This window comes from Micromonospora sp. NPDC005806 (assembly GCF_042871425.1).
Taxonomy (GTDB): Bacteria; Actinomycetota; Actinomycetes; order Mycobacteriales; family Micromonosporaceae; genus Micromonospora.
The window spans coordinates 91,756-106,310 of the sequence record NZ_JBIAIL010000010.1; the positions used below are offsets into that span (position 1 = coordinate 91,756).

Annotated in this window: 10 protein-coding genes; 4 read left to right on the forward strand and 6 right to left on the reverse strand. The window is 74.5% G+C overall.

Translation table 11 applies throughout. The features are described from left to right. The first annotated feature begins 134 nt into the window (after positions 1–134). Positions 135–1,313, forward strand: a complete 1,179-nt coding sequence (locus ACFYOS_RS13575; protein ID WP_387139858.1) for an aromatic ring-hydroxylating dioxygenase subunit alpha — start codon at positions 135–137, stop codon at positions 1,311–1,313. 33 nt (positions 1,314–1,346) lie between these two features. Here the strand turns inward: ACFYOS_RS13575 and ACFYOS_RS13580 are convergent, their stop codons facing one another. The 5 genes from ACFYOS_RS13580 to ACFYOS_RS13600 all read right to left on the reverse strand — a co-directional run bounded on the left by ACFYOS_RS13580 (position 1,347) and on the right by ACFYOS_RS13600 (position 7,051). Continuing rightward, complete coding sequence (locus ACFYOS_RS13580) at positions 1,347–3,446, reverse strand: xanthine dehydrogenase family protein molybdopterin-binding subunit (RefSeq protein ID WP_387139861.1); 2,100 nt, start codon at positions 3,444–3,446, stop codon at positions 1,347–1,349. Beyond that, entirely contained in the window at positions 3,443–4,435 is a 993-nt protein-coding gene (locus ACFYOS_RS13585; protein ID WP_387139864.1) for an FAD binding domain-containing protein, read from the reverse strand. The genes ACFYOS_RS13580 and ACFYOS_RS13585 overlap by 4 nt, the downstream gene beginning before the upstream one ends. Then, positions 4,432–4,974 (reverse strand): 2Fe-2S iron-sulfur cluster-binding protein, encoded by a 543-nt coding sequence (locus ACFYOS_RS13590; RefSeq protein WP_387139867.1) that lies wholly within the window; start codon positions 4,972–4,974, stop codon positions 4,432–4,434. Before ACFYOS_RS13590 ends, ACFYOS_RS13585 begins: the two co-directional genes overlap by 4 nt. Before the next feature lie 132 nt (positions 4,975–5,106). Then, entirely contained in the window at positions 5,107–6,168 is a 1,062-nt protein-coding gene (locus ACFYOS_RS13595) for a winged helix DNA-binding domain-containing protein (protein WP_387140148.1), read from the reverse strand. 151 nt (positions 6,169–6,319) lie between these two features. Continuing rightward, the gene (locus ACFYOS_RS13600; protein WP_387139870.1) at positions 6,320–7,051 is read right to left on the reverse strand and encodes a YsnF/AvaK domain-containing protein; all 732 of its coding nucleotides are present in this window, start codon (positions 7,049–7,051) and stop codon (positions 6,320–6,322) included. A gap of 367 nt (positions 7,052–7,418) precedes the next feature. Between ACFYOS_RS13600 and wrbA the strand changes: the two genes are divergently transcribed. Then, the gene (wrbA, locus tag ACFYOS_RS13605) at positions 7,419–8,036 is read left to right on the forward strand and encodes an NAD(P)H:quinone oxidoreductase (RefSeq protein ID WP_387139873.1); all 618 of its coding nucleotides are present in this window, start codon (positions 7,419–7,421) and stop codon (positions 8,034–8,036) included. Between the two features lie 68 nt (positions 8,037–8,104). Here wrbA and ACFYOS_RS13610 read toward each other — a convergent pair whose 3' ends face one another. Then, entirely contained in the window at positions 8,105–10,108 is a 2,004-nt protein-coding gene (locus ACFYOS_RS13610; RefSeq protein ID WP_387139876.1) for an anthranilate synthase family protein, read from the reverse strand. A 262-nt stretch (positions 10,109–10,370) separates the two neighbouring features. Between ACFYOS_RS13610 and ACFYOS_RS13615 the strand changes: the two genes are divergently transcribed. Together ACFYOS_RS13615 and ACFYOS_RS13620 are read left to right on the forward strand one after the other, a co-directional pair. Next, positions 10,371–11,774, forward strand: a complete 1,404-nt coding sequence (locus ACFYOS_RS13615) for an FGGY family carbohydrate kinase (protein WP_387139879.1) — start codon at positions 10,371–10,373, stop codon at positions 11,772–11,774. A gap of 223 nt (positions 11,775–11,997) precedes the next feature. Then, the gene (locus tag ACFYOS_RS13620; protein WP_387139882.1) at positions 11,998–14,553 is read left to right on the forward strand and encodes a nitrate- and nitrite sensing domain-containing protein; all 2,556 of its coding nucleotides are present in this window, start codon (positions 11,998–12,000) and stop codon (positions 14,551–14,553) included. Positions 14,554–14,555: the final 2 nt, after the last annotated feature.

Below are 14,555 nucleotides of genomic sequence, written 5' to 3' on the forward strand. Positions count from 1 at the left end.
CGCTCGACGGGGCCGGCGGCAGTGTGCCGCCGGCTCCCCAGCGGCCGCCCTTGACCGCGAGTACCGCCCCGGTGGTTGGATCGGGGCTACCCCGGCGGTGTGGAGCTGCTGATGCCGGGCGGCAGGAGGTGGCGATGTCTGTTCGCTTCGACGGCCCAGCCGCACCGTTGGACGCTGACGACCTCGTCGTGGCGTCGCTGCCGTTCGGCAGCTCACGCACGTTGCCGGCAGCCGCGTACACCTCCCGGGCGGTGCTGGCGTGGGAACGTCGACACCTCTTCGGCGGGGGCTGGGTCTGCGTCGGCCGGAGCGTGGAGCTGCGCGGGGCCAACCAACGGGCGGTCACCGTGGGCGACATCGGGGTGCTGCTGACCTGCGACGGCGCGACGGTGCGGGCCCTGGCGAACGTGTGCCGGCACCGCGGCCACGAGCTGCTGGCTGCGGGCGCGACAGCGGACCGGGCAGCGATCGTGTGCCCGTATCACGGATGGGCCTACCGGTTGGACGGCACCCTGGCGGCGGCGGCCGGCATGGGCGGCGTCGCGAGCTTCGATCCCGCGGACCACGGCCTGATCGAGCTACCGGTAGCGCACTGGCAGGGCTGGGGCTTCGTCAACGCGGCGGGTGCGGCTCCGCCGTTCGCCGACTACCTCGGCGCCCTCGACGAGCTGATCGATCCGTACCAGCCCGAACGCCTGCGCCTTGGCGACCGTCACGTTTACGACGTCGCGGCGAACTGGAAAGTGATCGTGGAGAACTACCACGAGTGTTACCACTGCCCCCGTATCCACCCGGAGCTCTGCCGGGTCTCGCCGCCGGCGTCCGGCGACAACTGGGACCTGCCGGGCGCCTGGATCGGCGGCTCGATGGACCTGCGCGACCACGCCGAAACCATGTCGCTGGACGGTCGGTCGCGTGGGCTGTTCATCGAGGGAGCTCCCCGCCGGACGGTCCGGTACGTCGCCCTCTTCCCCAACCTGCTGATCTCGGCACACCCCGACTACGTCATGACGCACCGGATCGAACCGCTCGCGCCGGACCGGACCCGGGTCGAGTGCAGCTGGTACGTGCCGCCGCACGCGACCGACGTGGCGTACGCGGTGGAATTCTGGGACATCACGAACCGCGAGGACTGGGCGGCGTGCGAATCCGTCCAGCGCGGGTTGTCCTCGCCCCACTATCGGGTGGGACCCTTGGCCCCGAACGAGGACGCGGTCCATCAGTGGATGAGCTTCCTCGCCCGGGCGTACCAGGATCCCGTGGCCGCGTTCACCGCCGCCTGTCTGTCGCGCAACGGCGACCGCCCGGCCTAGCTTGGCCGCAGTCTCACCTGTGCGCGGCCCGGTTCACTGCACGGACCGGTGGTCCAGCAGCTTGTCCAAGCGGATCGGCAGGTCCCGGATCCGTACGCCGGTCGCGTGGTGCACCGCGTTGGCGACGGCCGCGGCGCTGCCCACGATGCCGATCTCGCCGATCCCCTTCACCCCGGCTGGGTTCAGCTCCGGGTCCTCCTCCGGCAGCCAGTACGCCTCGATCCGCTCCACGTCGGCGCAGCCGCTGATGTGGTAGGTGGCGAGGTCGTGGTTGACCCAGTCGCCGTACCGCTCGTCGAGCAGGCCCTCCTCGTGCAGCGCCATCGACAGACCCATCGTCATGCCGCCGACGAGTTGGCTGCGGGCGGTGGTCGGGTTCACCACCCGGCCGACGGCGAACACCCCGAGCATCCGGTCCACTCGCACCTCGCCGGTGTCCGCGTCGACCCGCACCTGCACGAAGTGGGCGCCGTACGCGTACCGGGCCAGCGGGCGTTGCCCGCTGATCTCGTCGGCGGTGCTCACCTCGACGGTTAGCCCCTCGGCGGGCACCACCGCGTCCCGGAGCCGCTCCCGCAGCCGCTCGCAGGCCCGGATTACCGCCCAGCTCCACGAGGCGGTGCCCATCGAACCGCCGGCCACCCCCGCCTCCGGCAGGTCGCTGTCGCCCACCCGGATCGTGACCCGGTCCACCGGGACGGCCAGCGCGTCGGCCGCCACCTGCCACAGCGCCGTCCGGGCGCCGGTGCCGATGTCGGTCGCGTTGATCCGTACCTCGACGGTGCCGTCCGGGGCGGCGGTGGCCGCCGCAGCGGCGGGCCGGGAGCGAGCCGGGTAGCTGGAACCCGCCACCCCGCTGCCGATCAGCCAATGCCCATCGCGCCGGGCCGCCGGCGTCGGGTCGCGGCCGGCCCAGCCGAACCGCCGCGCCCCCTCGCGCAGGCAGGCGACCAGGTTCCGGCTGCTGAACGGCAGCCCGCGGTCGGGGTCGACGGTGAGGTCGTTGCGGACGCGCAGCTCGACCGGGTCGACCCGGCACGCCGTCGCCAGCTCGTCCATCGCGGACTCCAGCGCGTACGCGCCCGGACACTCGCCGGGCGCCCGCATCCAGAACGGGGTCGGCACGTCCAGCCGGGCCAGCCGGTGGGTGGTGCGCCGGTGCCGCCCGGCGTACATGCTGCGGGTGTAGACGGCGGTCTGCTCGGCGAACTCGTGCACGGTCGAGGTCTGGCTGATGGCGTCGTGGCAGACCGCGGTGATCCGCCCGTCGGCGTCCGCGCCGAGCCGGACCCGTTGGATGGTCGGGGTGCGGTACCCGATCGGGCCGAACAGCTGCTGCCGGGTCAGGGCCAGCCGGACCGGCCGGTCCGCGTGCCGGGCGGCGAGCGCGGCGAGCACCACCGCCGCCTTGGGGGCACCCTTGCTGCCGAAGCCGCCGCCGACGTGCTCGGCGACCACCCGGACCGCCTCCTTCGGCAGTCCGAACAGCTGCGCCAGGGTGGCCTGCACCGGGGACGAACCCTGGTTGGAGTCGTGCACCAGCAACCGTCCGTCCGCCCACCGCGCGGTGGTGGCGTGCGGCTCCATCGGGTTGTTGTGGTAGGCCGGGGTCCGGTAGGTGGCGTCGACCCGGACCTCGGCGGCCGCGAACCCGGCGTCGAAGTCCCCGTCGGCGGTGTCGGTCGGGTAGCCCGGGTTGACCTTGTCCGGCCGGTACAGCCCCGGGTGGTGCTCGGAGAGCACGGTGCTGTGCGGCTCGGTGTCGTAGTCGATCCGGACCAGCCGGGCCGCCTCGCGGGCGGCCTCGATGGTCTCCGCGACCACGACCGCGACGAACTCCCCCCGGTAGTGCACGGCCGGTTCCTGCAACAGGAACAGGGTCGGGTCCACACCGGGCGCCAGGCTGGGCGCGTTGCCATGGTGCAGCACGTCCAGCACGCCGGGCACGGCCAGCGCCGGGGCGGCGTCGATCCGGCTGATCCGCCCGCGTGCCGCCGTTGCCGACACCACCCAGCCGTACGTCACGCCGTCGACCGGGTACTCGACGGCGTACCGGGCCGCGCCGGTGACCTTGTCCCGGCCCTCCAGCCGCGGGTGCTCCCGGCCCACCGCGCCGATGGGCGGCGCGCTCATCGGGGCACCGTCCCGGCCAGTCCGGTCAACGCGCGGACGGTGAGGTTGCGGATCAGCGGCACCTTGAACCCGTTGTCCGGCAACGGGCGGGCCGCGGCGAGTTCGGCGTCCGCCGCCCGGGCGGCCAGGTCGGCGCTGAACGGGCGGCCACGCAGCGCCTCCTCCGCCCGGTACGCCCGCCACGGCCGGTGGGCGACCGCCCCGTACGCCAACCGGACGTCGCGGACGATGTCCCCGTCCAGGTCCAACGCCGCAGCCACCGAGCCGACCGCGAACGCGAACGTCGCCCGGTCCCGCGCCTTGAGGTAGGTGCAGCGTCTGGCGAACGGCAGCGACGGGACCCGTACTGCGGTGATCAGCGCGCCACGGGGGAGGGTGGTCTCCCGCTCGGGGTGGTCCCCGGGCGTCCGGTGCAGTTCGACCACGGGGATCTCCCGGGCCCCGCCCGGGTCGTGCATCTCCACCACCGCGTCGAGGGCGGCCAGGGCGACCGCCAGGTCCGACGGGTGGGTGGCGACGCACTGCTCGGACCAACCGAGGATGGCCAGGTCCCGGTTCTGCCCGTGGCGCGCCGCGCAGCCGGTGCCGGGCTCCCGCTTGTTGCACGCCTTTCCGATGTCCTGGAAGTAGCCGCACCGGGTGCGCTGCAGCAGGTTGCCCGCGGTGGTGGCCATGTTGCGCAGCTGTCCCGAGGCGCCGGCGAGCAGCGCCCGGGACAGCAGCGGGTGGTCGCGTCGGACCACCGGATGCGTGGCGAGGTCGCTGTTGCGCACCGTGGCCCCGATCCGTAACCCGCCGTCCGGCAGGGTGTCCACCGTGTCCAGCGGCAGGCCGGTGACGTCCACCAGCAGGTCCGGCCGTTGCACGCCGAGCTTCATCAGGTCCACCAGGTTGGTCCCGCCGGCGAGGTACGCCGCCTCCGGTTCCCCGTCGAGTAGCGCGACCGCCTCCGCGACGTCGGCTGCCCGGTGGTAGCGGAAGGGCCTCATCGCGCCGCCGCCGCGGCCCGGATCGCGGCCACGATGTTCGGGTACGCGGCGCAGCGGCACAGGTTGCCACCCATCCGTTCCCGCACCTCCGCGTCGGTCAGCTCCACCGGTGCGGTGAGGTCCTCGGTCACCGCGCTGGGCCAGTCACGGGCCACCTCGTCGAGCATCCCGCGGGCGGAGCAGAGCTGGCCGGGTGTGCAGTAGCCGCACTGGAATGCGTCGTGCGCGACGAAGGCCGCCTGGAGCGGGGACAGGCCCTCCGGGCCGGCGAGTCCTTCGACGGTGACCACCGTCCGGCCGTCCAGGGTGACCGCCAGGATCAGGCAGCTCTTCACCCGCCGGCCATCGAGGAGCACGGTGCACGAACCGCACTGTCCGTGGTCGCAGCCCTTCTTGCTGCCGGTCAGGGCGAGCCGCTCGCGCACGGCGTCCAGCAGGGTGGTCCGGTTGTCCAGGGTCAGCTCGTGCCCGATGCCGTTGAGGGTGAGCGTGACGGTGGACGACCGCCCGTCTTCCGCCGGTTTTCCGCTCTCCCGCATCGCATCAGACTACCGTTATTCGGTGTATCTGCCGACAAATCGGGCGGCCCCCGCCGACCTCGACACCCCGGCCGACCTGGCTCGGCGCCGGGCGGTCCGAGGTGTCGAGGACAGCCGGTGACACCCGCGCCGTCACCACGAGGGGTGCAACGGCAGACCGAGGAAGGTGGCGTAGCCGGCCAGGGCCGCCTCGACCCGAGCCCGGACCGCGGCGTCGAACGGGACCAGCGGATGCACCGTCGCGGTCACCCGGGTCTTGCCGATGGTGCGTTTCCAGGTGCCCACCACCCGGCCGGCGCGGACGACGATGGACTGGAAGACGCCGTTGCCGCCGGGGATGACCGCCTGCTTGTGCGCCGGGTCCAGCATCAACGCGCGATCTTTGAAGCCGAGCAGGTACTCGTCGAATCCGGGCAGCGTGTGCACGTCGTCGACCGGCTCGCGGGGCGCGTCGAGCAGCGCCGCGTCGACGATCGCCTCCGCGCCGTCCACCTCGACGGTGGTGAGGGCGTCGCCGGCCACCGCGATGCCCCGCCGCGCGTCGGTGGCGGTCAGCCCGGTCCAGCCGGCGAAATCCTGCCGCGTGGTCGGCCCGTGGCTGCGGAAGTATCGCCGGGCCAGGATGCCGAGCGCCTCGTCCCGGTCGGGACGGCGCGGGTCGGGCACCCACTCGTCCAGCAGCGCGAACGTCTGCTCCTTGCCGACGTGCGGGGCGATGCAGGTGACCGCGCGCTGGCTCGCGTACCAGAGCAGGTGGTAGCCCCGCTGCCCGCCGGTGTCGAGACCGGCGGCGTGGAGCGTGGCCAGGCACTCCGCGCGGGTGAGCCGGCTCCCCCCGGCCAGCGCGGTGCCGAGCACGTCGGCGGCCCGGTCCGCGTCGGCCTCGGTGAGGCCGAGCTGCGTGCGGCGGGCCGCGGCGCCGGCCAGGGTGCGGACCCCGGTCACCGCCAGCATCCAGTGGGCGTCGCGGGACGGCACCAGGTGCACCGTGCCGCGCATCGGCCAGGTCCGCAGCGCCTCCCGCCGCTCCAGCGCCGCCCGCACGTCGGCCTGGGTGCGGCCGGGCAGGCGTACGCCGAGCGACCATTCGCCGCTCGCGACGTCCTGGGCCTGCATGGCGCCGAACCACTCCACCACCTCGGCCACGCCCTCGGGGCGGGCCGTCGGGTGCGGGCGCAGCAACAGGCTGGTCATGCGTAGCGCCAGCGCCTCCGCACCGGTGAGCTGTACGGGCACGCCGCCTCCCGTCGATCGTGGACGGCCAGCATAGGCGGCCCGACCGACGTTTCCGGCGCGGCCCGACCGGGCGGGTGGGCCGCGACCCACCCGCCCGGGATGCGGGCGGTCACCCGTCGTGGCGCGCTCCCTCCGGCACGTCCGCGTCGACGAGTTCCCGGCGGACCTGCGCGTGGACCGGCCGTTCCTCGACGACCTCGTCCCGGGCCAGCCGGACCCGCTCGACCGGGACCCGCTCCTTGACCGCCACCGGGCGCTCGGCGTACAGGAGCAGCTCGGGCTGCTCCGCACCGGCGCCACGGACCGCACCGGGGTCCGTGACCGGCTCGTGGACGACGCTCACCTCGTCGTGCGCGACCGGCACGGTGGCCTGTGCGTTGTCGGTCACCACGCGCTTGCGCAGCCGGGCCGTGCCGACCGGCTCGCGTTCCGTGCCGAACCGCACCCGCTCCTCCGAGCGCACCACCGCCGGTGGACCGGTCGCCCGGCGTGGCGGCTGCTCCGGCACCCGGACCGCGCCCTGCCCCGACAACTGGTAGTGCCGGTAGAGCAGGGTGAGCTGGTCGACGCCGAGCGACTGGTTCGTGCCGCTCTCCACGGCGGGAGCGCCGCGCACCGTCGACCTGTCGTAGGGCAGCCGCACCCGGCCCGCCTGCAACCGGGCACCGTGCAGCGGGGCCATCGACTCGTCGCGCGCCACCACGTCGGTCTGCACGCTGACCCAGGTGGGCTCCCCGGCGGCATCGGCCCAGACCTGCCCCACACTGCCGATCCTGGCGCCCGAGCGGTCCTGGACGTCCTGCCCGTACAGCGAACGGATCTGCTGTTCGGTCAGCCGCATCGTTCGTCCTTCCTCTCGTGGGTCATCGAGAGGATCCCCGTGCGGGCCGACGGCATGCCGGGGAAGCCGGACGAATAGGAGGGGGTGGAGGCGAAGACCCTGATCGCGCTGCGCCAGCCTCGTCGCCGGCGGAGCGCGATCCCCCGTTCAGGTTCCGGTGCGGGGCGGCGGCTCTGCCGACACCGGTGCGAACAGGATCCCCGGTGCCGGGATTCCGGGAGCCGGTTCCGATCGGAACTTGCGCAAATCTTGAGCAGCGGCAAGGGATCGATACCGGTGCACCTCCGCCCGGTCGCCCAGCGGCGTTTGCCACCGCAAGTAACGGGTAACCGCCGGAGCTGACCCGACACCGAGGAGGAAACGTCTGATGGATGGCCAGGTCAAGGTCGCGGTGATCTACTACAGCGCGACCGGCATCACCTACCAGATGGCGCAGGCGGCGAGCGAGGCCGCCGGGGAGGCCGGAGCCGACGTACGCCTGCGCAAGGTACGTGAGCTGGCGCCCGACGAGGCGATCCGCTCGAACTCGGGCTGGCAGGCGCACCGCCTGGAGACCCAGGACGTGATGGAGGCCCAGCCGGACGACCTGGCCTGGGCCGACGCGGTGATCTTCGGCTCGCCCACCCGCTACGGCATGATCGCCGCGCAGCTCAAGCAGTTCATCGACACCACCGGGCCGCTCTGGGCCAATGGCGCGCTGGCCAACAAGGTCTACAGCGGCTTCACCTCGACGGCCACCTCGCACGGCGGCCAGGAGGCGACCCTGCTGTCCTTGTTCACGGTCTTCTACCACTGGGGCGGCATCGTGGTGACCCCCGGCTACACCGACCCCAGCCAGTTCGTCGCCGGCAACCCGTACGGCGGCTCGCACACCAGCAACAACGGTGAGATCCCGCCGGACCACCTGGCCCTCACCGCCACCGCGCTGACCGCGAAGCGGGCGGTGCAGATGAGCGCCGCGCTGAAGCGGGGCCTGGCCGGCTGACCGGTACGTGGCGACCGGTGGCCGAACGAGGGCTCTCGACCCGTCCGGACCACCGGTCACCCTCACCCCTACCCCCGATCGCCCGGTCCATGCCCCGTCACCGCGGGGCGGGCGAGCACCTGCCCGAGCAGGTCCGCGAGCACGGCCATCCCGTCGCGGCTGAGCACCGACTCCGGGTGGAACTGCACGCCCGCGAAGCCTGGCCCGCGCAGGGCGTGTACCGCCCCGTCCACCGGATCGCGGGACAGCTCCACCGGGCCGTACGGGGTGGCGAGCCGGTCCGCCCCGGCCCGGGCGGTGAAGCTGGCGTAGAAGCCCACCCGGCGGGGCGTGCCGAAGAGCCGGATCTCCCGCTGCAACCCCTGGTAGGGCGCGTCCCGGCGGTGCAGCGGCAGCCCGAGCAACCCGGCGAGAAGCTGGTGGCCGAGGCAGACCGCGAGCGTGGGGCGCCCGCCCGCCACCAGCTCCGCCAGCAGCCCACGCATCGCCGCCATCTTCGGGTCGGCCAGGTCGTTCGGGTCGCCCGGGCCGGGACCGACCACCACCAGGTCGTACCCGTCGACCGGGCCGGGGCGGTGCCAGTCGCGGCGCCGCATGCTCAGGCCGAGCGCGCCGAGCTGGTGGGCGAGCATCCCGGTGAAGGTGTCCTCGCCGTCCACGATCAACGCCCGCCGACCGGCCAGCCCCGGCAGCGCCGTCGCGCCCGGGTTGCGCTGGTGCAGCCAGAACCGGGCCAGCGGCGCGTTGCGGGCGGCGAGCGCGGCACGCACCTCCGGGTCATCGGCGAGCGACCCTGGGCCGCGGCGCGGGGTCAGCCGCGCCGAGCCGGAAGGGTCGTCCGGCCGTTCCGGGTCGCCGCCCGGCACCGGACGCGCCGAGCCGGGCTGCCGGTCGGCCGCCGGGGCGTCCGGGGCGAGGCCGAACGCGGCGAGCACCCCGGCCGCCTTCGCGTGCGTCTCCGCCACCTCACCCTCGGCCGTGGAGTGCCGGACCAGGGTCGCCCCGACCGGCACCCGCAGCTCGCCGGCGGGGGAGAGCTCGGCGGTCCGGATCAGGATCGGCGCGTCGAGGGTCTGCCGACCCTCGGCGTCCCGACCGAGCAGGGCGAGCACCCCGGCGTAGTACCGGCGGCCGGTCCGCTCGTGCCGGGCGATCACCCGGCAGGCGTTCTCCATCGGGCTGCCGGTGACCGTCGGGGCGAACATGGTTGCCCTTAGCACCTCCCGGACGTCGAGAGAACCCCGCCCGGCGAGCAGGTACTCGGTGTGCGCCAGGTGCGCCATCTCCTTGAGGTACGGCCCGACCACCTGGCCGCCGCGCTCGGCGACGGTGGCCATCATCTTCAGCTCCTCGTCGAGCACCATGTACAGCTCCTCGACCTCCTTCGGGTCGTGGAGGAAACGCAGCAGCGCGTCCCGGTCGGCCGGCGCGCCGGTGTGCCGGAAGGTGCCGCTGATCGGGTTCATCATGACCAGGCCGTCGTCGACGCTGACGTGCCGTTCCGGGCTGGCCCCGACCAGGATCCGGGTGCCGGTGTGCACCAGGAACGTCCAGTACGCCCCGCGCTCGCCCAGCAGCAGCCGGCGCAGCGCGGCCAGGGCCGCCACCAGGGGCTCGCCCGCCACGGTGGCCCGCAGGGTGCGGTGGATGACGAAGTTGGCGCCCGCGCCGCAGCCGATCTCCTCGGCGAGCACCCGGTCGACGGTCGTCGCGTACTCGGCGTCGGAGAGGTCGAAGGTCGCGTCGCGGGTCACCACCGGCGCGTCGGGCAGCGCGGCCACCACCTCGGTGAGGGGGATCCGCCGGTGTTCCTCGACGACCAGGCACTCCAGCGGCGTGCCGTCGTCGACGCAGGCGAACCCGCGCTCGGCGATCTGCCGGTACGGGACCAGGGCCAGCGTGTGTGGCCCGGGCCCCCCGTCCCGCAGCGGTATGTCGGCGAGCCGGTCGGCGGTGCGTACCGTGCCGGTGAAGAGCTCGAGGTGCTCGGCGCCCTCGCGGCGGACGAGCGCGAACGGGCCGGGTTCGGCGCCGGCGGCGACGGCGGCGAGCGGGTCGTGCGGGCGGGTCATCGGGTCTCCTCGGTGGGCCGGTGGCCGCCGTACGGGGCGACCCGGTGTGCCGGGGAGCGGGACCGGCGGCCGCCTCGTCGGGCGGCCGCGTGGGAAAGCTACGCGCGGGGGTGGGCCGCCAGGTCGGCGGGCCACCAGCAGGACACGTGCGCGGGCATGGCGATCACTGTACGCGACCGCCCCGCCCCCGGGGAGCCCGATCGCCGCGCCCGCGCGCGGATCTTGGCTTCGGCGCGGCCCCCGGCGGGTAGGTTGACCGGGGATGGACATTCTCGCTCTCGACCTGGGCACCTCCTCGGTGCGGGGACTCGTGCTGGAGGCGGACGCCACCCCGCGTCCCGGCGCGCTGGCCCGGCGGAAGGTGCAGCTGGCCACCGGCGAGGACGGCACCGGCACGCTGGACGGCCCGGCCTACCTCGCCTGCCTCGTCGAGTGCCTGGACGAGCTGGCCGGCGGCGGCCACCTGCGCGACGTCGAGCTGGTCGCGGCCTCGGCGCAGTGGCACTCGGTGCTCCCGCTCGGGGGCGACGGCGCGCCACTGGGGCCGGTGCTGACCTGGTTGGACACCCGGCCGGAGCCGCTCCCCGCCGCGCCGGGGCCGGCCGACCCCGAGGCGTTCCACGACCGCACCGGCGCGTGGTGGCACCGCTGCTACTGGACGGTGCGGCTGCCCTGGCTGCGGGAGCGGGCCGGGGTCCGGGTCGGCCGGTTCGTCGGGCTGGTCGAGTACGTCCTCGGCGCGCTGCTCGAGGACGCGCCGATGTCCATGTCGATGGCCTCCGGCACGGGCCTGCTCGACCTGCGGCGGCTGGATTGGGACCCGGAGGCGTGCGAGCTGGCCGGCGTACACCCCGGGGACCTGCCGGCGCTGGCCCCGCAGCGGTGGCACGGCCGGCTCCGCCCGGAGCACGCCCGGCGCTGGCCGCAGCTGGCCGAGGCGCGCTGGGCCACCCCGGTCGGTGACGGCGCCGCCTCCAACGTCGGTTCCGGCTGCGTCGACGCGTCCCGGGCGGCGGTGACCGTCGGCACCTCCGCCGCGGTACGCCTCATCCAGGCGGTTCCCGCCGAGGCGGAGCTGCCGCCCCTGGCCGACCAGCTCTGGCGCTACCGGGTCGACCACGAGCACGTGGTGACCGGGGCGGCCTACTCCAGCGGGGGGAACCTGTACGCCTGGGCCCGCCGGGAGCTGCGGCTGCCCGAGGGCGCCGAGCTGGAGGCCGCGCTGGCTCGGGCGGCCCGGGACCTGCGGGTCCGGGCCAACCCCCGGCTCGGCGGCGACCGGCCGCCCGGCGTCGCCCCGGCCGGGTGCGGGGAGCTGTCCGGGTTGAGCTTCGGCAGCACCGCCGTCGAAGTACTCGCCGGCCTGATGACCGGCCTGTGCGGAATGGTCGCCGACGACCTCGCCCTGCTGGAGTCGGACGTGGAACGTCCGGTCGAGGTGGTGCTGGGAGGCGGCGCGATGGCGGCCTCGGCCTGGTGGCGCGGCGTCTTCGCCGACGCCCTGGCCCCCCGTTCGGTGCGCTACCAGCGCAATCCGGAGGTCGGGGCGACCGGTGCCGCGCTGGTGGCCACGGGCCGGATCGCCGAGGCCGCGCACCTCGGCGGCATCGGCCGGACGGACGAGTCGGACGAGCTGAACACCGTAGGCGGGGACCGGCCGGGCTGACCCTTCCTGGTCGTGCGGTCCAGCAGCCCGTTGACACCACCCGGTGGCCTGGTTGGATGGACCCCGCTCCCCGTCGGCGGGAGTCGTGGGGACCGAGGAGGCAAGTGTGGGCGCAGGTCCCGACCCGGCTCGCGGGCCGGCCCCGCGGCCGCGCCGCGCTCCGTCCGACGACCGGCCGGCCCCGCACCGACGGCGCCTGGCCTTCCGGTTGCGGGACTGGCGGATGCGCACCAAGCTCGCCACCGTGCTGGTCATCCCGTCGCTCGCCTTCCTGGTGCTGGCGGGCGTACAAACCGCGGGACTGGTGGGGCAGACCACCGCGCTGAGCGACTTCGCCCAGCAGGTCGGCATCGGCCGGCAGATCACCACCGCGGTGGACCGGCTCCAGCAGGAGCGGGACCGGGCCGCGGGGGAACTGGCCGCGCTGCGCCGGAACGGCGGCGGCGCCGAACGGGACGCGGCGATCGCCGCGCTGGAGCCGTTGCAGGCCGCCTCCGACCAGGCCATGGCCGAGCTGCGTCACGCGGCCGAGCCGCTCGCCGGCGCCGACGCCGCCTGGCGGGTCGCCTACTCCGAGGTCCTGGAGGCGTACGACCAGGTCATCTACATCCGCGCCGCGATCCCGCCCGCGGTGCTCAGCAGCGACACCATCCTGAGCAACTACCACCGGGCCGTGGCCGCCCTGCTCAACCTGCTCACCGAGCCGTCGCCCGGAGACAACCAGCGGGCGCTCACCAACGCCGTGCTGCGGTACGTGCAGCTGGCCCGGGTCAAGGAACTCTCCTCGCGGGTCCGGGCCGAGCTGTACGCGGCGGCCCGTGCCGGCCGGTACGAGGTCGACGGCCAGGTGACCCTGACCGACCTGCGGGCCCAGCAGCTCACCGCGCTGGGCGCGTTCCGGATCGCGGCCACCGCCGACCAGATCCGCCGGTACGACGAGACGTCGCAGGATCCGGCGTTCGTGGCGGCCACCAAGCTGGAGGAGCAGACCCTCCCCGACGACGCCGCCGAGCCCGTGCCGCTGCCCGCGCCGCAGTGGTGGGCAGCCAGCGAGCAGCGGCAGGAGCTGCTGCGCCAGCTGGAGGGTGAGGTGCTCGACGACGCCGTCCGCCGCGCCGACGACGCCAGCGCGACACAGTTGCGGGACACCCTGCTGGTGGTCGGCGGCATCCTCGCGGTGCTCCTGGTGGCCGTGCTCATCTCCCTGCTGGTCGGTCGCTCGATCGACCGGTCGATGCGGCTGCTGCGCAGCCAGGCGCTGCGGATCGCGCAGGTCGAGCTGCCGCACACCCTCGACCGGCTGCGCGTGGTGGACCGCCCGGTGGGCGCGATCGACGTGCCGCCGGCGGTGGTCGGCTCGCAGGACGAGATCGGCGAGCTGGCGGAGGCGTTCGTCGCGGTGCACCGCAGTGCGGTCGACGTCGCGGTCGAGCAGGCGATGATGCGGCGCAACGTCAACGCCATGTTCGTCAACCTGGCCCGGCGCAGCCAGGTGCTGGTCGAGCGGCAGCTCGAACTCCTCGACGAGCTGGAACGCGAGGAGAGCGACCCGGACCAGCTGGAGAACCTGTTCAAGCTCGACCACCTGGCCGCCCGGATGCGGCGCAACGACGAGAGCCTGCTGGTGCTCGCCGGCACGGAGTCCAGCCGGCGGTGGAATCGGCCGGTCGGCCTGGGCGCGGTGCTGCTCGCCGCAAGCGCCGAGATCGAGCAGTACCAGCGGGTGCGTCACGAGACCCACGCCGGGCTGCACGTGGTCGGGCACGCCGTCGGCGACCTGGTGCACCTGTTCGCCGAGCTGCTGGAGAACGCCACTGCCTTCTCCCGCCCGGACACCGTCGTGCGGGTCGTCACCCGTGCCGAGGGCAACGGCGCGCTGGTGGAGATCGCCGACCACGGGCTCGGGATGAGCTCGGCCGCGCTGGCGGAGGCCAACGCGGTGCTGGCCGAGCCGCCGGCGGCGGACGTGGCGGCCTCCGAGCGGATGGGTCTGTTCGTGGTGAGCCACCTGGGCGCCCGGCACGGGGTCGAGGTGCGGTTGTGGGGCGAACCCGAGGGCCTGATGGCCCGGGTTCGGCTCCCCGCCGAGCTGCTGGCCCCGGCGCCGGTCGCCGACCTGGACCAGCCGGCCGCACCGCGGATGCTGACCACCCAGATGGCTTCGGTCTCCCGGCACTCGGCGTTCACCGCCGGGTCGGCGTCCCCGCGGTCGGGCGAGTTCCCGGTCGCGGGTCGCCGCCCGACGTCGCCGTCGGCGGAGCTGCCGGTCGCCGGTGGTCCTCCGGTGTCGCCGCTGACGGGACTGCCGCTCGGGTCCGGCCATCCGGCGTCGCCGGCGACCGAGTTGCCGGTGGCGCACCGCCGTTCGGAGGCGTACTCCGGGGTACCGGCCGGGCCGCCGCTGGGCATGCCGCGGCAGGCCCGCGCGGTGCCGTTCCGGGCCGAGGACGTGCTGACCCCGTCGGCCGGATCGCCGGGCGGTGGCGGGTGGTTCTCCCGCCAGGGGCCGTCGTCCTCGGTGCTCGGTGTGACACCGCCGACCACCGCCACCCCGATCACCGGAGGAACCAACGAGCGGGGTCTGCCGGTACGTGTACCGATGGCCCAGCTCGCCGCCGTCACCGAGACCGCCCCGAGCCCGCCGACGTCGCGACACGATCCGGATCCGGACGCGGTCGGCGGCATGCTCTCCCGCTTCTACAGTGGGGTGCGGCGGGCGGAGGCCGAGGAGACCGTAGTGATGTTCATGCCGCGCGACGAAGGGGGACGACAACTGTGAGG